General features: G+C 65.0%; 17 protein-coding genes. 9 read left to right on the forward strand and 8 right to left on the reverse strand.

Annotated elements, in window-relative coordinates:
- Nucleotides 1-176: 176 nt before the first annotated feature.
- Nucleotides 177-710, reverse strand: a complete 534-nt coding sequence (locus tag M2342_RS04440; RefSeq protein ID WP_264578192.1) for a GNAT family N-acetyltransferase — start codon at nt 708-710, stop codon at nt 177-179.
- Nucleotides 703-1,509 (reverse strand): methyltransferase domain-containing protein, encoded by an 807-nt coding sequence (locus tag M2342_RS04445; RefSeq protein ID WP_264578193.1) that lies wholly within the window; start codon nt 1,507-1,509, stop codon nt 703-705. Before M2342_RS04445 ends, M2342_RS04440 begins: the two co-directional genes overlap by 8 nt.
- Before the next feature lie 84 nt (nt 1,510-1,593).
- Here M2342_RS04445 and M2342_RS04450 point away from each other — a divergent pair, with 84 nt between their 5' ends.
- The 6 genes from M2342_RS04450 (at nt 1,594) to M2342_RS04475 (ending at nt 7,577) form a co-directional block, all read left to right on the forward strand.
- Entirely contained in the window at nt 1,594-2,817 is a 1,224-nt protein-coding gene (locus M2342_RS04450) for a DUF418 domain-containing protein (RefSeq protein WP_264578194.1), read from the forward strand.
- A 90-nt stretch (nt 2,818-2,907) separates the two neighbouring features.
- Nucleotides 2,908-3,786 (forward strand): LysR substrate-binding domain-containing protein, encoded by an 879-nt coding sequence (locus tag M2342_RS04455; RefSeq protein ID WP_181558738.1) that lies wholly within the window; start codon nt 2,908-2,910, stop codon nt 3,784-3,786.
- A 100-nt stretch (nt 3,787-3,886) separates the two neighbouring features.
- Nucleotides 3,887-4,252 carry a response regulator gene (locus tag M2342_RS04460; protein ID WP_264578195.1) on the forward strand — a complete coding sequence of 122 codons (366 nt, stop codon included), beginning with the start codon at nt 3,887-3,889 and terminating at the stop codon, nt 4,250-4,252.
- Nucleotides 4,253-4,379: 127 nt separating this feature from the next.
- On the forward strand, nt 4,380-5,021 hold the full coding sequence (locus M2342_RS04465) for a class I SAM-dependent methyltransferase (RefSeq protein ID WP_264578196.1): 642 nt from the start codon (nt 4,380-4,382) through the stop codon (nt 5,019-5,021).
- A gap of 90 nt (nt 5,022-5,111) precedes the next feature.
- The gene (locus M2342_RS04470; RefSeq protein ID WP_264578197.1) at nt 5,112-6,317 is read left to right on the forward strand and encodes an FAD-dependent monooxygenase; all 1,206 of its coding nucleotides are present in this window, start codon (nt 5,112-5,114) and stop codon (nt 6,315-6,317) included.
- A 102-nt stretch (nt 6,318-6,419) separates the two neighbouring features.
- Nucleotides 6,420-7,577, forward strand: coding sequence for a sensor domain-containing diguanylate cyclase (locus M2342_RS04475; RefSeq protein WP_264578198.1), 1,158 nt, complete (start codon nt 6,420-6,422; stop codon nt 7,575-7,577).
- 6 nt (nt 7,578-7,583) lie between these two features.
- Here the strand turns inward: M2342_RS04475 and M2342_RS04480 are convergent, their stop codons facing one another.
- Nucleotides 7,584-8,255, reverse strand: coding sequence for a glutathione S-transferase family protein (locus M2342_RS04480; protein WP_264578199.1), 672 nt, complete (start codon nt 8,253-8,255; stop codon nt 7,584-7,586).
- A gap of 143 nt (nt 8,256-8,398) precedes the next feature.
- On the opposite strand from M2342_RS04480, the gene M2342_RS04485 reads away from it, so the two are divergent.
- Nucleotides 8,399-8,875: a hypothetical protein gene (locus tag M2342_RS04485; protein ID WP_264578200.1), complete on the forward strand. Its 477-nt coding sequence runs from the start codon at nt 8,399-8,401 to the stop codon at nt 8,873-8,875.
- A gap of 89 nt (nt 8,876-8,964) precedes the next feature.
- Here M2342_RS04485 and gltB read toward each other — a convergent pair whose 3' ends face one another.
- From gltB to M2342_RS04510, 5 genes are all read right to left on the reverse strand, one after another.
- Complete coding sequence (gltB, locus tag M2342_RS04490; protein ID WP_264578201.1) at nt 8,965-13,494, reverse strand: glutamate synthase large subunit; 4,530 nt, start codon at nt 13,492-13,494, stop codon at nt 8,965-8,967.
- A 20-nt stretch (nt 13,495-13,514) separates the two neighbouring features.
- Entirely contained in the window at nt 13,515-14,105 is a 591-nt protein-coding gene (locus M2342_RS04495; RefSeq protein WP_264577538.1) for a DUF2059 domain-containing protein, read from the reverse strand.
- Complete coding sequence (locus tag M2342_RS04500) at nt 14,105-15,550, reverse strand: NAD(P)-dependent oxidoreductase (RefSeq protein ID WP_264578202.1); 1,446 nt, start codon at nt 15,548-15,550, stop codon at nt 14,105-14,107. Before M2342_RS04500 ends, M2342_RS04495 begins: the two co-directional genes overlap by 1 nt.
- Before the next feature lie 161 nt (nt 15,551-15,711).
- Nucleotides 15,712-16,515 carry an undecaprenyl-diphosphate phosphatase gene (locus tag M2342_RS04505; protein ID WP_264578203.1) on the reverse strand — a complete coding sequence of 268 codons (804 nt, stop codon included), beginning with the start codon at nt 16,513-16,515 and terminating at the stop codon, nt 15,712-15,714.
- A gap of 87 nt (nt 16,516-16,602) precedes the next feature.
- Nucleotides 16,603-17,562 carry a complex I NDUFA9 subunit family protein gene (locus tag M2342_RS04510; protein ID WP_264578204.1) on the reverse strand — a complete coding sequence of 320 codons (960 nt, stop codon included), beginning with the start codon at nt 17,560-17,562 and terminating at the stop codon, nt 16,603-16,605.
- Between the two features lie 576 nt (nt 17,563-18,138).
- Between M2342_RS04510 and M2342_RS04515 the strand changes: the two genes are divergently transcribed.
- The gene (locus M2342_RS04515; protein ID WP_264578205.1) at nt 18,139-18,330 is read left to right on the forward strand and encodes a hypothetical protein; all 192 of its coding nucleotides are present in this window, start codon (nt 18,139-18,141) and stop codon (nt 18,328-18,330) included.
- A 19-nt stretch (nt 18,331-18,349) separates the two neighbouring features.
- The gene (locus M2342_RS04520; RefSeq protein ID WP_264572066.1) at nt 18,350-18,658 is read left to right on the forward strand and encodes a UrcA family protein; all 309 of its coding nucleotides are present in this window, start codon (nt 18,350-18,352) and stop codon (nt 18,656-18,658) included.
- Nucleotides 18,659-18,696 lie beyond the last annotated feature (38 nt).

An 18,696-nucleotide genomic window follows, 5' to 3' on the forward strand; every position in this document is an offset into this window, starting at 1 on the left:
TCCGCGCGGCACGTCCGACCTGTTGAGGATTTCTGCAGCCCGCATCTTGTCCGTCCGTTCCAAGCTTTGCCACGGCTTTTGGCACCGTGTCGTTCTGGCGCAGGCTAGGCGCCGAACTATGGCAAAACTCTAAACGGGGCTGCGGTTCGTCGGGCGGCAGAAACGCTGCATCGCTTTCAGTCGCGGCGCAGAATATATTCCTCGTCGCGGTGGTCACCGACATGGAACAGATAATCGCCGACCTTGTGGAAGCCGGCGGCGGAGTAGACCGCCTGCGCCCGGTCATTGCCGGACCAGACGCCGAGCCAGCTTGGCCCCGGATAGCGCTCTGCAAGCCAATCCAGCGCGCTTTTCAGCAAGGCGCCTCCCAACCCGTACCCTTGATGGCCGCGACGGACGTAGAGTTGATAGAGTTCGCCGGAGTGCGCGGTGACCTCGGGGTGCGGCAGCTTGCTCGGCCCGGCATGGGCGTAGGCGACCAGCTCTCCGGCAACCGTAGAGCACACCCAGCTGGCGTGGGTGGGGTCTGCCAGTTCGCGGGCGACGGCCTGCGCGCCATAGGCCTCGATTTCGAACCGGGCGAGGTCATCGGGCGGATAGGGGACCGCGAAGTCTTCCAGAAAGGTCTCGCGAAAGCAGGTGAGCTTCAGCCTCGCCAAGGCTTTGGCATCCTCGGCTACTGCCCTGCGCAGGGTCGGTCGATCAGTCATGCCACAGCCTGCCATAGATGATGTGGTAGTTTGAAGCCCCGCCATCCGCATCGAACCGCGCCATCACGCGGCGGAGCGAAGTGGGCGCGAGGCGGCGATAGCCGGGCTGGGGCACCCGCGCGCCGATGGCGTGGAAATGCCGGGCCAGCGCCAGCCCGCCGGGCGCGGGCAGCGGGATCAGCTCCTCGGCAAGATCGCACTGGCCCAAAGCCTGCGCCATCGCGGCCACCTCATCGCGGCTGGGATAGTCGCGCAGACCGCAGACCAGCCCTTCGCGCGCATGGGCTGCGCGCCAGTCACTGAAGCTCTCGGCGCCCATCGTGGCGAAGCACAGGCTCCCGCCCGGCGCCAAAAGGCCGTGCAGGCGGGCGAGGGCTGCCGGCAAATCCTCGAACCACTGGAAGGCGAGGCTGGAGAGAATGAGGTCGAAGCGCTCGGTGCCCAGATCCGGGCGTTCTCCATCCATCACCAGCAGCCGCGCCGGGCTGCCGGCCTCACGTATCGCCGCGATCATGCCGGGCGCGATGTCGGTGGCAGTGAGCGCCGCATTGGGCCAGCGCTCCACAATCAGCCGCGTCAGCAGGCCGGTGCCGCAGCCGATCTCCAGCACGGTTGCCGGATCGCGCGCACCGGTATCGGTGCCGCCCGTCGCAAAATCGAGCAGGCGCATGGCGACATGGCGGTGCACGCCGGCATCGCCCTCATAGCGGGGCGCCGCCGCGCCGAATGCGGCGCCGATGCGTGTCTTGCAGTCGCTGACCATCGCCGCGCGAATGCACCAGCTTGGGGTGGACGTCACGCCAAAAGGCGATAGAGCAACGACCAATCGAACAAGGCGCCGGCCCGCTCATGCGCCCGGCCCGCAACCGGGACAGCACAGCGCATGGCCGATGAGGGCTTTCGGATCGAGGGACTGGATTTTCTGAGGGGGTGCGCCGTGATGGGCATTCTGCTCGGCAATATCATGACCTTCGGGCTGCCCTCTGCAGCGGGTTTCAACCCGTTTACGGTGGGGACGCAGGGGCCGGCGGATCTGGCGACCTGGTTCGCGACCTTCCTGCTGATCGACGGCAAGATGCGCGCGATTTTCGCGATGCTGCTGGGCGCGTCCATCCTGCTGGTGATCGAGTCGGCGGAGATGAACGACCGGGATGGGCTGCAGGCGCATCGTCGGCGGATGTTGTGGCTGCTGCCCATCGGCATAGCGCATTATCTGCTGCTCTGGTCGGGCGATATCCTCGTCCAGCTGGCCCTGTGCGGCCTGATCGCCACCCTGTTCATCCGGTTCGAGACGCTCGGCCTCATCAAGCTCGCGCTGGCGCTGCTGCTGTTCCAGTGGGTGATCAATCTGGTGGCAGTATGGCCCGCCTTCTCGCTCCGCGCGGCAGCGCTGGCACCGGGAGCCGCACCAACCATCGTCGAGCATTGGCAGGCCTATGCGGACTCGGCCGGCATGGGCGCGAGCCGGGCGGTTGCCAATGAGATCGCGCTCTATACCGGTGGCTATGCCGGCATTTTTGCCGAGCGGATCGGCGCCGCGCCGCGGACGGCGCTCAATCAGATTCTCTATTCCTGGCCCGAATGTCTGGCCTTCATCGCGCTTGGCATGGCGATGCTCAAGGGCGGCTTCATGGCGGGCCAGTGGCCGGTCCCCCAATATCGCGCGACATGGCACCGGGCGATGCTGGTCGGCCTGGTGCCGATGGCGGGCCTTGGCATCTGGGTGCTGCTGTCGCGCGATCCGCTCGCGGCCCAGGCAGCCTTGTTCGGCTGGTCGGTGCCGCTGCGTCTGCCCCTGGCCGTCGCTCTGGCCGCGCTGGCGATGGGGTTGGCGGCGCAATATCCGCAGGCGCCGCTGGTTCGGGCCATTGCAACGATTGGCCGGCTGGCGCTCTCCAATTACCTGCTCACCAGCCTGCTGATGACCGGCCTGTTCTACGGCTATGGCGGAGGGCTGTTCGGGGGGCTGACGCGGACGCAGCTTTTGCTGGTCGTGCTGGCGATGTGGACCGTAATGCTCGCCTGGTCGGTCCTTTGGCGGCGATCGATGGGGCAGGGGCCTGTCGAACGGCTGTGGCGGCTGGCGGCGCGTCGCGGACAGCGTTGAGATAACAAAGGCTCAAAACGCGCTGGCGTCGGCTGAACGCTTGCGGCATAGTTGTGCAATGCAGCATAAACTTGGGTCCCGTTAACATCGATGCGCAGGCTTCCCCCTCTCACCGCCCTCGAGGCTTTTGTGCAGGTCGCGCGCACCGGCTCGGTAAAGGCCGCAGCGGAGGAACTGGCTCTGTCAGCCCCCGCGCTCAGCCGCCGCATCCAGGCGCTCGAGCGATTTCTGGGCTACAACCTCTTCGAGCGCAAACACCAGCAGCTGGAACTCAATCAGAACGGCCATGCCCTGATCAAGGAGATCGCGCCCGCCCTCGATGCGCTAGGTGCGGCTATCGAGAGTGCTACCGGCGGCGCGCGGACGATGCGGGTGCGGCTGGGCATGTTGCCCTTGTTCGCCAGCCAGCGCCTGTTCCCGCGGCTGGGCGAGCTACACAAGCAGCATCCCGATCTGCATCTGGACGTGGATACCAGCCCCAATGCCATCGCGCGGCTGGGTGAAGGGCTGGACGCCGCCATCGTGCTGGCGCGGGATGTCGATCCCTCGCTGTACGGCCGCGAACTGGATCGGGACCTTGTCTATCTCATCGGATCAAAAACCTTGCTGGAAGGCCCCCGGCCGGTCACGCGCCCTGAGGACATCGCCCGCCAGACCCTGCTGGTGCACCGCGACATGTCGGCGACGTTCGACGTGTGGAAGGAAGCGGTCGGCCTGCCCAATCTGACGCCGGCGTCCATCGACTATTATGATTCGGGTGCGCTGATGCTGGAGGCGGCGGCGCAGGGACTCGGCATCGCCGCGATGCATGGGCGCCATTTCAAGGAAGCGCATGACCCCCGGATCGTGCGGCTGTTCGATTATCATGTCGAAAGCCCCTATCGCTATTTCTTCGTCTGCCGCCCGAAAGCCATGGAAAAGCGCGCGGTGCGCATGTTCCACGACTGGGTGATCAACGCCGAGATCTGACCGGGCCGGGCCGTCGTCGGTCTGCGCTGTCGACGATTTGTAAACGCTGCCACCCTTATGGCGTGCCTTCGCTCGAACGGGCAGAAGGTCGCACAAGCACATGCCGAAGGTTCTGACAGTCGATGACAGCCGCAGCATGCGGGCGTTGCTGCGCATGACGCTGACCGGCGGCGGCTATGAGGTGGTCGAGGCCGAGGACGGCCAGGCCGCGCTCGACTGGCTGGAGGCCAATGAGGCCGATCTGGTCATCACGGACATCAACATGCCCCGGCTCGATGGCTTTGGCTTGATCGAGACGTTGCGGGCGCAGGGCAGGCGCCATGTCGACCGGCCGGTGCTGGTGCTGACCACTGAATATAGCGAGGAAAAGCGCGCCCGGGCGCGGGCAGTCGGCGCGACGGGCTGGCTGGTCAAGCCGTTCGATCCGGACCGCCTCCTCGCGGCCGTGCGGCATGTGACGCACTGACCAGCCGGTCCCTGTGCTTTTCAGGACGAGCGGCGCACAAAGCCGATCGATCACCCCCATCTTGCCTCTTCCCAGCGCCCCCACGGCGCACTAGTGAGACGGTTCCGTGACAAGCGAGCGAGGGGCGATGGCGAGCAAGAGTTCCGCACTGACCGATCGTCGGTCAAGCGCCGGGGATTATCTGAAATTCCTGCACGCCTGGCTGCGCAAACCGCGCCAGACGGCCTCCATCGTGCCGAGCAGCCCGCATCTTGGCCGGCTGATGGCCTCGCAGATCGACCCTCAAGGCGGTCTCGTCATGGAGTTCGGCGGCGGCACGGGTGCGCTCACCCGCCAGATTCTCGCGACCGGCCTGCCGCGCACGCATCTGGAAGTGGTTGAGATCAATCCCGGTTTTGCGCGCAACCTGCGGCGCGATTTTGCGGGCGTTTCGATCATCGAGGCGCCGGCTCAGGCCGTGCTCGGCCAATGCACGGGCGGCGAGGGTGCCTATCAGTGCGTGATCAGCGGCCTGCCGCTGCTGGCGATGAGCAAGACCCTGCAGAGCGCGATCGTCGGCGAGGCCTTCCGGCTGCTGCGCCCGGGCGGCGCGTTCATCCAGTTCACTTATTCGCCGCGCCCGCCGCTGGCCGAGTCGGTCGCCGATGCGCTCGATCTGGGCGTGGAGCGGATCGGCACCATCGTGCGCAACGTGCCGCCGGCCACGGTGTTCCGTTACCGTCGCGCCGCAGACATTGCGGCCATGGACAGCGCGCAACTCGCCTTCTGATGTGAGCGGAGACCAGCCCGGTCTTGGTGGGCGCGGGCTTTTCTCCAATGGGCAGTCGCCTTCGCCCTCCGGCCTCGCTAGAATGGACCGATGCAACGCTATGATGTCATCATTCTGGGCGGCGGTCTTGTTGGGCTGACGCTGGCCGTCGCACTCGAACGCCATGGCGTGCGCAGCGCCATTGTCGATCCGGCGGCGCCCGCGCGCGTACCGGCGCAAAGTTTCGATGGACGCACTTCCGCAATTTCCTCGGCAAGCTGGCGCCAGTTCGAGGCCATCGGCATCGCGCCGCGCCTCGCCGGCAAGACCTGCCCGATCGATCGGATCTGGGTGAGCGAGGGGTTGACCGGCGGCGCGCTCGATTTCGCGCCCGATTCCGATGATGGCGCCATGGGCTTCATGGTCGAGAATCGCGAGCTGCGGGCCGCGATCGAGGCCACGGCGGACGCGGCCAATATAGTGCGCTTCCAGCCCGACCGGGCCGTGGAGACAGTGCGGGATGCGCATGGCGTGCGCGTGCGGCTGGAGAGCGGCGCCGAGATCGGCGCGAGCCTGCTCGTCGGCGCGGAAGGCCGGGGCAGCCCGACGCGTGCGGCGGCTGGCATAACAGTGGCGAAATGGGATTATCCCCACACCGCGCTGGTCACGGCCATTGAGCATGATGATCCGCACGGCAACACCGCCTATGAAATCTTCTATCCGGGCGGGCCGTTTGCGCTGCTGCCGATGCTGCCGGGCAATCGCTCGGCCATCGTCTGGACGGTGCCGACAAAGCACGCGGCGGCCTATCTCAAGCTCGGCGAGCACGCCTGGCTGGGGGAGGCGGAAAAGCGGATGGGGAATTTCCTCGGCCGCATCCGCCTCGCGGCGCCCATGCAGAGCTATCCGCTTGGCTATCACCGCGCTGCCCGGATCATCGATGAGCGGCTGGCGCTGGTGGGTGACGCTGCCCACGGCATCCATCCGATCGCCGGCCAGGGGGTCAACCTTGGCTATCGTGACGTCGCGGCGCTCACCCAGGTGATCGTGGAAGGCATGCGCACCGGCATGGAGCCTGGCGATGCGCAACTGCTCGCCCGCTACCAGCGCTGGCGGGCGCTGGATGCGCTGAGCGTGACGATCATGATGGACGGCCTCGTCCGCCTGTTCGATGTGCCGGGCCGGCCGGTCTCGGCGATCCGTCGGCTGGGCTTGTCCGCCGTGCAGAAGCTCGGTCCGCTCAAGGATCGGTTCATGGCGGAAGCGCGCGGCGAAAGCGGCAGCCGGCCCAAATTGCTGCTGGGCGATCTGGTCTGACCGCCTGACAGCTTTTTGCATTTCAGTCGCAATTCAGCCCGTCACCTTCAAAGCTTTGTTTACCACAGCCGGCTAGAAGGGCCGCGTTGGAGGAGATCAGGCATGTCTGCCGCGCAAGTGCCGTCTGAGAGTTTTGGTGGGAAGCTGGCCCGGTTGGGCCGCATTCTGGGCATCACGGAAGGTGCGTCCGAAAACGCGCACGTCGTCGAAGGGGCTCGGCGCGAGGAGGGCAATGCGCATCTTCGTCGCGAGAGCGAGCGGCGCAAGATGATCTATGAAGAAGTCGGCAGCTTCCTCTTTGCCCATGATCTCGATCTGACGCCGCTCAACTTCGGGCTGGCGCTGGATTATATCACCGGCAACGACATCGCCGTGGAAAAGGCGGTCCGCGCGATCCTGATGGAGCGGGGGAAGCTTACCAATGGCGCGGTCGAGCAGATCATCGTCGACCAGCGGGCCGAGGAACTGACCCCTGATACGCTGGCCGACATGCTCAAGAAGGTCGAGTCCAATCTTGATCAGATCACCGGCATTGTCGATCAGTCCAGCACGTCCGCCAAGGATTTCGGCGTCGCCTTGCAGAAGCAGGCCGCCTCGCTGGAGCAGTCGGATGCCGGGGAAGCGCTGGGCAATCTCATTCTGCTCACCCGCAGCATGATCGAGAAGACGCGCGAAGTCGAAAGCAAGATGCGGGAGGGGCAGACGCAGACGCGGCTGCTGCAGAAGAACCTGGAGAGCGCCCGCAAGGCGGCCGAGCAGGATCATCTGACCGGCCTGCCGAACCGCCGCGCATTCGAAAACACGCTGCGCGAGGAAGCCGTCAAGGCGCGCGAAGACGGCGAATCCCTGTGCGTTGCCTTCTGCGATATCGATCATTTCAAGGTCATCAACGACACGCATGGCCATGATGCAGGCGACCGGGTGCTGAAGTTCGTTGCCGGCCTGCTCGCCAAGATTTCCGGGGATAAATGCCATGTCGCGCGCCACGGCGGCGAGGAATTCGTCATGCTCTTCCGGGGGTTGACCGTCGCGGAGGCCGCCAAGGTGGTGGACGATGCGCGCATCGATATGGCGCAGCGCAATCTGGTCGACCGCAAGACCGGCGAACGCATGGACCGCGTGACCTTCTCAGGTGGTGTGGCGGATGTCTTTGGCTATACCGAGCCGCGCGATGCGCTCAAAGCCGCGGATCGCGCCCTGTATCTGGCCAAGGAACATGGCCGCAACCGCGTCTATATCGCGGCTGAAACCGAGCACTGAGCCCGCTCAGAAATCCGGCTGATCGTAATATTTAGGCGGCGTCACGATCTCCATCCGCTCCGCCAGCAGCGGGCGGAAGGAAGGGCGTGATTTGATGCCGGCATACCAGCGCTTGGTCTGGCCATGGCCTTCCCAGTCGATGCCGCCGAGATAATCCGCGACGGAGATGTGCGCGGCGGCGGTGATGTCCGCCAGACTCATCGTTCCGCCGGCCAGCCAACTGCGATGGTCGAGCAGATAATCGAGATAATCCATATGCGTGTTGGCCCGCCGCATCGCCTCGCGCAGCGCCCCAGCATCGGGTGAGGTGCGGGAGACGACCCGCTTGATCATCCGCTCGTTGAGCAGCGGCGCCACGACATCGCGATAGACGATCTGGTCCAGCCAGGCGACCAACCGGCGGACTTCCGCACGATCCAACGCGGAGCCGGCGATGAGCGGGAACTTGTCCACCGTCTCTTCGAAATATTCGCAGATCGCCTGACTGTCCGCCAGTGTCGCATGGCCGTCATCGGCCACGATCACCGGTGTGGTGCCGGCGGGGTTCAGATCGAGGAATTCATCCCGACCTTCCCAGGGCGATTCGCGCACCGTTTCGTACACGATGCCCTTTTCCGCCATGAGAAAGCGGACCTTGCGCGAGAAGGGACAGAGCGGAAACTGATAGAGATGCCACATGCGCGGCTCTTAAATCGCCAGCGAGGCCGATCATAGCTGAAACTTGCACCGCTGGAACCAATGGCGGCGAGGGGACTTGTTCCAGTGACAGCATCCCCGACGGCGGAGTGCCCGAGAAGGCGAGATCTGATAGGGACAGGACCATGAACACCAGCGTACGCACATGGGGGTTTATCGGCGCCGTCTTGTTGGCGGGCGGAACCGGCGGCGTGGTGCTCGGCAATTTCGTCACGGCAAATGGGGCAGGCCGCCCTACCGGTGCAGACGAACTGGCTGCGTATTGGAGCGAGGCCGGCGCCGAGGAAACGTCCTCGTCCTTCGAGGATCGCGCCTATGCAAGCGCAGCGATGCGTGACGGCCCGTCCAGCTACCATTGTGAAGGATGCGATGCGGGCCTGAACCGCCACCGGGATTATCTGGAGCCGATGCCTGCGGATTATGCGCCGCTGCCGCCTTATGAGGCGGTCGACTTGCAGGAGTCTACGCGACCAGCCCTGGCGGACCGCGCTTCTGTCTCGCCGCCCTCAGCGCCCTTGCGCGTGCAGGAGCCGGCTCCGGCGAAGGTCGCCGCGCGTCTGGCCGCCGCGCCGGTCATCGCCGCGCCGCTTCTGCAGGAATGAGCAGAACCCACCGCTAAGGCGCGTCGCCGCACGTCTAACTCGCCATCCGTCGAGAAAAACCCCCGGCGTCACCACCGGGGGTCTTGTCTTCATTCCGCCGCGACAACCTCTTGCTTGTCGGACAGCGGCTGCTTGAGGCGGCTGAGCATTTCCTTCGGGCAGACTTGCCAGAAGTGATCGCGGTTGCGCTCCCAGCTGTGCAGGATGGACTTGGCCCAGTCGCTGTCCGTGCGCGCGACATGCTCCTCGACCAGATCCTTGAGCACGCTTTCCCAATGGGCGCTGTCCAGCCGCTGCCAGACGATGCTCTCGGCATTGGCATGGGCCGGGAAGGTGCGGCTTTCATCATAGATGAAGGCCATGCCGCCGGTCATGCCCGCGCCGAAATTGGCGCCGACCTTGCCGAGGATCACGGCGGTGCCGCCGGTCATATATTCGCAGCCATTGGCGCCGCAGCCTTCGACGACGACCTGCGCGCCGGAGTTGCGGACCGCGAAGCGCTCGCCGGCCTGACCGGCTGCGAACAGCTTCCCGGCGGTGGAGCCATAGAGCACCGTGTTGCCGATGATCGTGTTCTCCTGGCTCGCCAGGGGGCTGGAGACCATCGGCCGCACGGCAATGATGCCGCCCGAGAGGCCCTTGCCGACATAGTCGTTGGCATCGCCGAAAACTTCCAGCGTGATGCCCTTGCACAGGAAGGCGCCCAGCGACTGGCCGGCCGTGCCGCGCAGACGGACATGGACGTGCCCATCCTGCAGGGTGGACATGCCGAACTTCTTGGTGATCAGCGCCGAGAAGCGCGTGCCCACGGCGCGGTGCGTGTTGCGCACCGTGTAGGTGAGCTGCATCTTCTCGCCACGCTCGAACACCGCCTGCGCGTCCGCGATCATCTGCGCATCCAAGCTGTCCGGCACTTCGTTGCGCCACGTCGGCAGGTTGAAGCGGCGCTTGTCGTCGTCCGCATCCACCTTCGCGAGGATCGGGTTGAGGTCCAGATCGTCCAGATGCTCGGCGCCACGGCTGACCTGCTTGAGCAGTTCGGTGCGGCCGATCACCTCATCCAGGCTGCGATAGCCCAGACGCGCCAGGATCTCGCGCACTTCCTCGGCGATGAAGGTCATCAGGTTGATGACCTTTTCCGGCGTGCCGGTAAACTTGGCCCGCAGGCGCTCGTCCTGCACGCACACGCCCACCGGGCAGGTGTTCGAGTGGCACTGGCGGACCATGATGCAGCCCATGGCGACGAGGCTCAGCGTTCCGATGCCGAATTCCTCGGCGCCCAGGATCGCGGCGATCACGATGTCGCGGCCGGTCTTGAGGCCGCCATCCGTGCGCAGCTTCACCTTGTGGCGCAGGCCGTTGAGCGTGAGCACCTGATTGGTCTCGGCCAGCCCCATTTCCCACGGCAGACCGGCAAACTTGATGCTCGTCTGCGGCGAGGCACCGGTGCCACCGACATTGCCGGACACGAGGATGACGTCGGCATGCGCCTTGGCGACACCCGCCGCGACCGTGCCGATACCCGCCTGGCTCACCAGCTTCACGCAGACCCGCGCGCGCGGGTTGATCTGCTTGAGGTCGTAGATGAGCTGGGCCAGATCCTCGATCGAGTAGATGTCGTGGTGCGGCGGCGGCGAGATCAGCGTCACGCCGGGCGTCGAGTGGCGCAGCTTGGCGATGAACTCGGTCACCTTGAAGCCGGGCAACTGGCCGCCTTCGCCGGGCTTGGCGCCCTGCGCGACCTTGATCTCGATCTCTTCGCAGGCGCCCAGATATTCGGCGTGAACGCCAAAGCGGCCGGAGGCGATCTGCTTGATGCTCGAATTGGCGTTGTCGCCATTCTCATAGGGCTGGAAGCGCGAGCGATCCTCGCCGCCCTCGCCGGAGACGGCCTTGGCGCCGATCCGGTTCATGGCGATGGCCAGCGTCTCGTGCGCCTCGGGTGAGAGCGCGCCCAGCGACATGCCGGGAGTGACGAAGCGCTTGCGGATCTCGGTGATCGCCTCGACCTCGTCGATCGGCACGGCCTGATCGGGATAGTTGAACTCCAGCAGATCGCGCAGATAGACCGGCGGCAGCTCCGAGACGCCCCGCGAGAATTGCAGGTAGGTCGAGTAGCTGTCCGTGTTCACCGAGGTTTGCAGCAGGTGCATGAGCTGCGCCGAATAGGCATGGGCATCGCCGCCCGCCCGGTGACGGTAAAAACCGCCGATCGGCAGCGTGGCGACGGCCTTGCTGAACGCCGCCTCATGGCGGACGAGCGCGTTATACTGCAGCGAGGCATAGCCCTCGCCGGAGATCTTCGAGGGCATGTTCGGGAACAGATCGTTCACGATCGCCCGCGAAAGACCCACCGCCTCGAAATTATAACCGCCGCGATAGCTGGAGATCACCGCGATGCCCATCTTGCTCATGATCTTGAGCAGGCCCTCGTTGATCGCCGTACGGAAGTTCTCGAGGCACGCCTCCAGGCTGCGGTCGCCCAGCAGGCCGCGCGCATGGCGGTCGGCGATGCAGGCTTCGGCAAGATAGGCGTTCACGGCCGTGGCGCCCACGCCGATGAGGACCGCGAAATAATGCGTGTCCAGACATTCGGCGGTGCGCACGTTGATGGACGCGTAGGAGCGCAGGCCCTTGCGGACGAGATGGGTGTGAACCGCCGCCGCCGCGAGGATCATGGCGATGCCGACGCGGTCCGGCCCGATGGCTTCATCGGAGAGGAACAGCTCGGTCTGGCCAGCGCGCACGGCGATTTCCGCCTCGTCGCGAATGCGGTTGATGGCAGCGCGCAGGGCATCCGGCGGACCATCGGCGGGGAAGGTGCAGTCGATCTCCGCCACCGTCTTGCCGAAATAGCGCTTCAGCCGCGACCAGTCGTCGCACAGCAGCACCGGCGATTCCAGGATCATCACCTCGCTGTTCTGGCGGTCTTCCTCCAGAATGTTGGCAAGGTTCGAATAGCGCGTCTTCAGGCTCATCACATGCCGCTCACGCAGCGAGTCGATGGGCGGGTTGGTGACCTGGCTGAAGTTCTGGCGGAAGAAGTGGCTGATCGTGCGCGGCTTCTCGGTGATCACCGCGAGCGGCGCATCATCGCCCATCGAGCCGACCGCTTCCTTGCCATCCTCGGCCATGGGGCTGAGGATCAGCTCCATATCCTCCATGGTGAGGTTGGCGGCGACCTGACGGCGCGCCAGCTCGGCGCGGTCCCACTGCGGGCGCGCGTCGTTAGCAGCGGCGGGGAGGTCGTCCGCCGTGCGGAAGCCCTTCACATAATCTGCATAGGGCCGCTCGCCGGCAATCCGGTCCTTGATGGCGCGGTCGTCATAGACCTGGCCGGCATCGAGATCGACGGCGATCATCTGGCCGGGGCCGAGGCGACCCTTCTTGACCACGGTGGTCTCCGGCACCACGACCATGCCCGTCTCCGAGCCGACGATCAGCAGATTGTCGGAGGTGAGCGTGTAGCGAAGGGGACGCAGAGCATTGCGGTCCATGCCGGCCACGGCCCAGCGGCCGTCGGTCATGGCGAGCGCGGCCGGGCCATCCCACGGCTCCATCACGGAGGCGAGATAGTTGTACATGTTCTGGTGGGCCTGCGGCACATCGTCATTGTGCTGCCAGGCCTCGGGCACGAGCATGATCTTCGCGGTCGGCGCATCGCGGCCGGCGCGGCACAGCGTCTCGAACACGGCGTCGAGCGCGGCCGTGTCGGACGCACCCGCCGGGATCACCGGCTTGATGTCGCCGGACTGCTCGCCAAAGGCCAGCGCCGCCATCTTGATCTCGTGGCTCTTCATCCAGTTCTTGTTGCCGCGGATCGTGTTGATCTCGCCATTATGGGCCAGCGACCGGAAGGGCTGGGCAAGCCACCACTGCGGGAAGGTGTTGGTCGAATAGCGCTGGTGGAAGATCGCGACGCGGCTCTCGAAGCGCTCGTCGGTCAGGTCCGGATAGAAGACCGAGAGCGATTCCGCGAGGAACAGGCCCTTGTAGATGATCGACTGGCACGAGAGTGAGCAGACGTAGAAATCGTTGATCTGCGCCTCGATCACCTTCTTCTCGATGCGGCGACGCACGAGATAGAGATCGCGCTCGAACTCGGCGACGTCCTGCTCCTCGGGCATCGGGCCGGAGATGAGGATCTGCTCGATCTCGGGGCGGGTGCGCTGGGCCTTCTCACCGATGACGGAGACATCGACCGGCACCTGCCGCCAGCCATAGATGCGGTAGCCCGCCTGGATGATCTCGGCCTCGACCAGCGTGCGGCAGGTCTCCTGCGCGCCCAAATCCGTGCGCGGCAGGAAGATCATGCCGACGGCAAGGCGGTTGGGCAGCGGCTTGTGGCCGGAGGCGGAAATGGCATCGTCGAAAAAGCGCACCGGCAGATCGACATGGATGCCGGCACCGTCGCCGGTCTTGCCATCGGCATCGACAGCACCGCGGTGCCACACGGCCTTGAGTGCATCGATGGCGCTCTCGACCACGCGGCGCGAGGCCTTGCCATCCGTCGCCGCGACGAGGCCGACACCACAGGCGTCCCCCTCGAATTCGGGGCGATACATGCCCTCACGGGCGATCCGGTCGCGTTCAGTTTCAGGCAGGGTCTGGCTCTGCATGGGCTGGGTCCTGTTCTTCATCAATCTTTACCGGCGTCTTTGAAGTCGAGACCGTTGGCCTCGATGGTTTCCTTGAGACGCACGAAGAGGGTCGGCATTTTCTCAATCATCAGTCGCTGCGACATGGCGATGCACTCGCGCATGAGTTCGGGCTGCTTTGCAAGCAGCTTCTGACCCAGTGGTGAGGCGTAAAAGCCCTGAATTTCCCGCAATTCGCTTTCGGTGAAAGTCCGCGCGTAGATATCGAGCGTCTCGCTATAGACGCTGGGTTCCAACTCGGCGTTTAATCTTCGAACTTCCAGAGCTAGCGCTGATTGCAGGCCGGTCATGATCCGTTCAAATCGCTCCGGGTCCTTCTCGCGCGCTTCCTGTGCCTTCGGGTTGCTTTCAAGCAATTGCCTGAGAATGCTGGATTCCATTTGGCCAGCGGCAATCTCGTTTGCGCTCGCTAACTGTCCCTTTAGATCGACTGATAAGGCGAAGGCTTCTGCTGCCGCTCGGCGCGCCGGATCAATGCTGGTTGCCTGCGCAACCGTCTCATCCGCTGCCCAAGCCGGCGCGAGTGGCAGCAGCGCGCAGGCGCCAGCTAGCAGGAGTGAAGGCAGCCTCATCACGCAGCCACCGCCTGCTTCTTGGGCGTCCGCGCACGCAGATAGCTGTGCATATGGTCGGCCACGTCGCGGCCATCGCGGATGGCCCAGACGACGAGGCTGGCGCCGCGCACGATGTCGCCGGCGGCGAACACGCCATCGACGCTGGTCATCATGTTGCGATGGTCGACGCGCAGCGTGCCCCAGCGGGTGACGGCGAGGCCCGGCTCGCCGAATAGCACCGGCAGATCCTCGGGGTCATAGCCCAGCGCCTTGATGACGAGATCGGCGGGAATGCTGGTCTCGCTGCCCGGCTCCGGCTCCGGCGCGCGGCGGCCGGAAGCGTCCGGCTGGCCAAGGCGCATGCGCGTCATCTTCACGCCTGTGACCTTCTCCGTGCCCTCGAAGGCGACGGGCGCGGAGAGCCAGACGAACTCGACGCCTTCCTCCTCGGCATTCTGCACTTCGCGCTGCGAGCCGGGCATGTTCTCCCGGTCGCGGCGGTAGAGGCAGCGCACTGACTTGGCGCCCTGGCGGATCGAGGTGCGCACGCAGTCCATGGCGGTATCGCCGCCGCCGATCACCACGACATCCTTGCCGGTAGCGAGCAGCGAGCCATCCTCATGGGCGGGGACATGATCCCCAAAGCCGGCCTTGTTGGAGGCGGTGAGGAAATCGAGCGCCTTGACCACGCCGGTGGTCCCGACGCCGGGCGCCTTGATGTCGCGCGCCTTGTAGACGCCGGTTGCGATCAGGATCGCGTCATGCCGCTCGCGCAGCTCGGCCAGCGAGGCGTCCTTGCCGACCTCGAAGCCCATGTGGAACTGGATGCCGGCATCCTCCAGCCGCTTGACGCGGCGCATGACGACCTCTTTCTCCAGCTTGAAGCCGGGGATGCCATAGGTCAGCAGGCCGCCGGCGCGATCGTGCCGATCGTAGACATGCACCTCATGCCCCGCCGCGCGCAGATATTCCGCCGTGGTGAGGCCACCGGGGCCAGCGCCGATGATGCCGACCGAGAAGCCGGTTGCCTTGCCGACCTGCACCGGCTCGACCCAGCCTTCTTCCCAGGCGGTATCGGTGATGAACTTCTCGACCGAGCCGATGGTGACGGCGCCATGGCCGGAAAATTCGATGACGCAATTGCCCTCGCAAAGCCGGTCCTGCGGGCAGATGCGGCCGCAGATTTCGGGCATGGTGGAGGTCATGTTGGAGAGCTCATATGCCTCGCGCAGCCGACCTTCCGCGGTCAGGCGCAGCCAGTCCGGGATGTGGTTGTGCAGCGGGCAGTGGACCGAGCAATAGGGCACGCCGCACTGCGAGCAGCGCGCGGCCTGATCCTCGGCCTTGGGCGTTTCGAACCCGTCCGAAATCTCATGGAAGTCATGCGCGCGTTCGTTCGCGGACCGCTTCTCCGGATAGGATTGCGGGCGAATGACGAATTTGAGCATCGGATTCTCGGCCATGGGCGGGGTCCTTCCTTTCGGCGCCGCACATAGGGACGACAATCGCGGAAGTCACGCGTTTCTCAACATTAAGGACAGTATCGCTGACCTATAATGTGGCGCACGGCCATTTTTTAGGGCTTGAACAGGTTATCTAAACCCCTTATAGGTCCGATCCGGTCCTACCGCATCAAAAGGGCGATGAGTGCGATCGACCCGGCTATGATTCGGTACCAGGCAAAAGGCTTGAAACCGTAGCGGGTCACGACGGCGACAAAGCCCTTCACGACGAACAGCGCAGTGAGGAAGGCCATGCCGAAACCGATGGCGATCATCCCCAGATCGTCGGCGTTGAGCAGCGCGCGATCTTTCCAAAGTGCATAGACGGTCGCTGCGAGCATGGTGGGGACGGCGAGGAAGAAGCTGTATTCCGCCGCCGTCTTGCGGTCGACGCCCATGGTCAGCGCCCCCAAAATGGTCGCGCCGGACCGGCTTACGCCCGGTATCATCGCGATGCACTGCATCAGTCCGATGCCGAGCGCGGTGGTAAATGGCATGGTTTCTACGGACTTGACCCGCACGGTCTTCACCATCCGCTCCAGGATCAGCATCAGAATGCCGCCGATGATGAGGGCGACCGCCACGATCATCGGGGTCTGGATGGCGGCGCGCACCGCTTCATAAGCGAGAACCCCGATGACCAGCGCCGGCGCAAAGCCGAGGAACACGTTGCGGGTGAAGGCGATATCGTCCGGCCGGCCCTTCAGCAGGCCCGTGCCCACGCCCCAGAAGCGCTGCCAGTAGACAGCCATCACGGCGAGAATGGCACCGAACTGGATGGCGATCTTGAACGTCACCGACGATTCGCCGGTAAAGCCCAGCAACTCGCTCGCCAGAATGAGATGGCCGGTCGAGGAGACGGGCAGAAACTCGGTAAGCCCTTCCAATATGCCCAGCAGAATGGCGGTGAAGACGTTGCTATCCATGCGGGCGCAATCCTTGAAACGAGGCAGGTGTCTGGCGCGGGCGGGCAGGGGCGCGCTGCGAGCGCCAGTGCCCCCAACGGATGGTCGTCAGGCCCGTGCCGTGACGCCGAACCGCCCCTGCTTGCGATATTGCTCCAGCCAGGCCGGCGCAATCGCCGCCATCGGGGCTGGGGTGATGCCAAACCGCTCGAAGCCCGCCGCGCCCGGCGCAACGACATTGTCGCTCAGCAGCATCTCGAACTGGTCGCGCGTGATCGGCGCGCCCGGTGCCCAGCCGGTCAGCATGGCCAGTGCCTTGGCGACACCGTCGGGGATGGGCAGGAAGCTGCACGGGCGACCGATCTCGGCCGCGATCCAGTTGTTGATCTGGCGCAGGGAGAGCGTGTCCGGGCCGCCCAGCTCATAGGTCTGGCCGGCGTGATCCTCGGGTTGCGTCGCGGCCTGCGCGATGGCGCGGGCGACATCGACCACATGCACGGGCTGAAAGCGCGTTTCGCCGCGGATCACCGGGACGATCTGGCCGGGCAGGGTCGATCCCGAGGCGATCAGGCGGGCAAAGCGGTTGGTGAACTGGTCGTCCTGACCGAACAGGATCGAGGGCCGCACGATGGTCGCGCGTGGGAAGGCGCTGCGGACTGCCGCCTCGCCCTCGGCCTTGGTCCGCCCATAGGCAGATGAACTGGCAGCGTCTGCGCCGATGGCGGAGACGTGAACCAGCGCCTCAAGGCGCGCCGCCGCCGCCGCCTCGGATATGGTCTGTGCGCCCACCACATGCGCGGCGTGCATGTCGCCGGTCAGCAGGCCGACGAAGTTGATCGCCGCGGACGCGCCCGTGAGGGCTGCGGCGACCTGATCGGCGCGGGTGATGTCCACGGCCGCAAACTGGATCTGGCCCATGCCGCCCAGCGTGCGCAGCGCAAAGGCCTGGCGCGGATCGCGCTGGGCGATGCGCAGGCGATAGCCCTTCGCCAGCAGCTCCTGCGCCACGTGGCGGCCGACGAAACCACCACCCCCAAACAACACAATCGGCTTGTCCGTCGCTATCATGACTCTGTTCCGTCGTCCTTGCCCCAAGGGCCTGTCTGTCCGCGTTTGCGGTTCTCCTCTCCCTTGCATCAGGCCGCCATCCAAAACAACCGGGTGGATGCGCGACTCGACAAACGGCGGCGCAAAATCGCGAGCGACGAGCGCATCATCCGGGCGAATGACGCCATATGGGGTCGAATATGGCGTGGCCCGCAAAAATAATTTCGCCGGCTTATTTCGCCCATGCAGCGTAAGAAAAAGTTGCACATAAATGCACAACGCACCGGTGATCTCGGCTGTCCGCTGTCTAGTCCGGGCTGGCATCGTTGAGACCGCCGGTGGGCACGGCTAGGGTCAAGGCAACGCGACCGACTTTGCAGGGTTGCCCCTGCGACGGTCGACGATGGGCGTAAACATTTGAACACACGCCACAACGTGCGAAAATTTGACTTGATGGCGGATGATCGCACCGCGCGTGGTTGGAACGCGGCCGCGATTTTGCGCAGTCCATCGAACAACGCCGCCGGCGCGACTTCCCCGAGGTGAGCGCCGCGTGAAAACTTGTCTCCTGGCGTACTACGACCTTGCAAGGGGCGCATGGCTTTCCTGCCGTGCAACATCAAAAAATGGCTGATTTCTGCGGCGCAGCGACGATTTTGCCTTGTCCGTGAGCGCCCGCAGACCTATCTGGACGGCAAGCGCACTCAAGAACGCTGGACAGGTTCAGGACCGCTCCTTGTGAGCGTCACGAGCCTGACTTCATCAAGAGTTACCGAAAAGAAAAATTGAGTTTGCAGGAGTAACAGACATGAAAATCGTTGCCGCCGCCCTCGTCGCGGCTGGTCTGCTCGTCGGTTCGAGCGCCGGATTCGCCAAGCCCCGTGAAAATGTCGAAGTGCGCGTCTCCACGGACGGCGTGAACTTCGCCGACGCCGAGAGCGTCGATCAGTTCCGCGGTCGCGTCGCTCGTGAAATCGCCGCTGCCTGCAATCCGGGCAACCGCGTGAACGCCGATCTGGCGCCGGACTTCAAGTGCCGCAAGTCGATGAAGCAGGTCAGCGAGACCCGCATCGCGCAGCTGTCCAACAGCAACGCGCGCATGGCGACCATGGACTGATCCATCACGATCTCATCGTCGTTAGCGGCGCGCCCTCG

It is taken from the genome of Sphingobium sp. B8D3A (assembly GCF_025961995.1).
Classification (GTDB): domain Bacteria; phylum Pseudomonadota; class Alphaproteobacteria; order Sphingomonadales; family Sphingomonadaceae; genus Sphingobium.

Bases quoted from the DNA above. Each gene is read 5' to 3' on its own strand.
- M2342_RS04440 (WP_264578192.1), bottom strand. From the start codon at position 710: ATGACTGATCGACCGACCCTGCGCAGGGCAGTAGCCGAGGATGCCAAA.
- M2342_RS04450 (WP_264578194.1), top strand. From the start codon at position 1,594: ATGGCCGATGAGGGCTTTCGGATCGAGGGACTGGATTTTCTGAGGGGG.
- M2342_RS04455 (WP_181558738.1), top strand. From the start codon at position 2,908: ATGCGCAGGCTTCCCCCTCTCACCGCCCTCGAGGCTTTTGTGCAGGTC.
- M2342_RS04460 (WP_264578195.1), top strand. From the start codon at position 3,887: ATGCCGAAGGTTCTGACAGTCGATGACAGCCGCAGCATGCGGGCGTTG.
- M2342_RS04465 (WP_264578196.1), top strand. From the start codon at position 4,380: ATGGCGAGCAAGAGTTCCGCACTGACCGATCGTCGGTCAAGCGCCGGG.
- M2342_RS04470 (WP_264578197.1), top strand. From the start codon at position 5,112: ATGCAACGCTATGATGTCATCATTCTGGGCGGCGGTCTTGTTGGGCTG.
- M2342_RS04475 (WP_264578198.1), top strand. From the start codon at position 6,420: ATGTCTGCCGCGCAAGTGCCGTCTGAGAGTTTTGGTGGGAAGCTGGCC.
- M2342_RS04480 (WP_264578199.1), bottom strand. From the start codon at position 8,255: ATGTGGCATCTCTATCAGTTTCCGCTCTGTCCCTTCTCGCGCAAGGTC.
- M2342_RS04485 (WP_264578200.1), top strand. From the start codon at position 8,399: ATGAACACCAGCGTACGCACATGGGGGTTTATCGGCGCCGTCTTGTTG.
- gltB (WP_264578201.1), bottom strand. From the start codon at position 13,494: ATGCAGAGCCAGACCCTGCCTGAAACTGAACGCGACCGGATCGCCCGT.
- M2342_RS04495 (WP_264577538.1), bottom strand. From the start codon at position 14,105: ATGAGGCTGCCTTCACTCCTGCTAGCTGGCGCCTGCGCGCTGCTGCCA.
- M2342_RS04500 (WP_264578202.1), bottom strand. From the start codon at position 15,550: ATGGCCGAGAATCCGATGCTCAAATTCGTCATTCGCCCGCAATCCTAT.
- M2342_RS04505 (WP_264578203.1), bottom strand. From the start codon at position 16,515: ATGGATAGCAACGTCTTCACCGCCATTCTGCTGGGCATATTGGAAGGG.
- M2342_RS04510 (WP_264578204.1), bottom strand. From the start codon at position 17,562: ATGATAGCGACGGACAAGCCGATTGTGTTGTTTGGGGGTGGTGGTTTC.
- M2342_RS04515 (WP_264578205.1), top strand. From the start codon at position 18,139: ATGGCTTTCCTGCCGTGCAACATCAAAAAATGGCTGATTTCTGCGGCG.
- M2342_RS04520 (WP_264572066.1), top strand. From the start codon at position 18,350: ATGAAAATCGTTGCCGCCGCCCTCGTCGCGGCTGGTCTGCTCGTCGGT.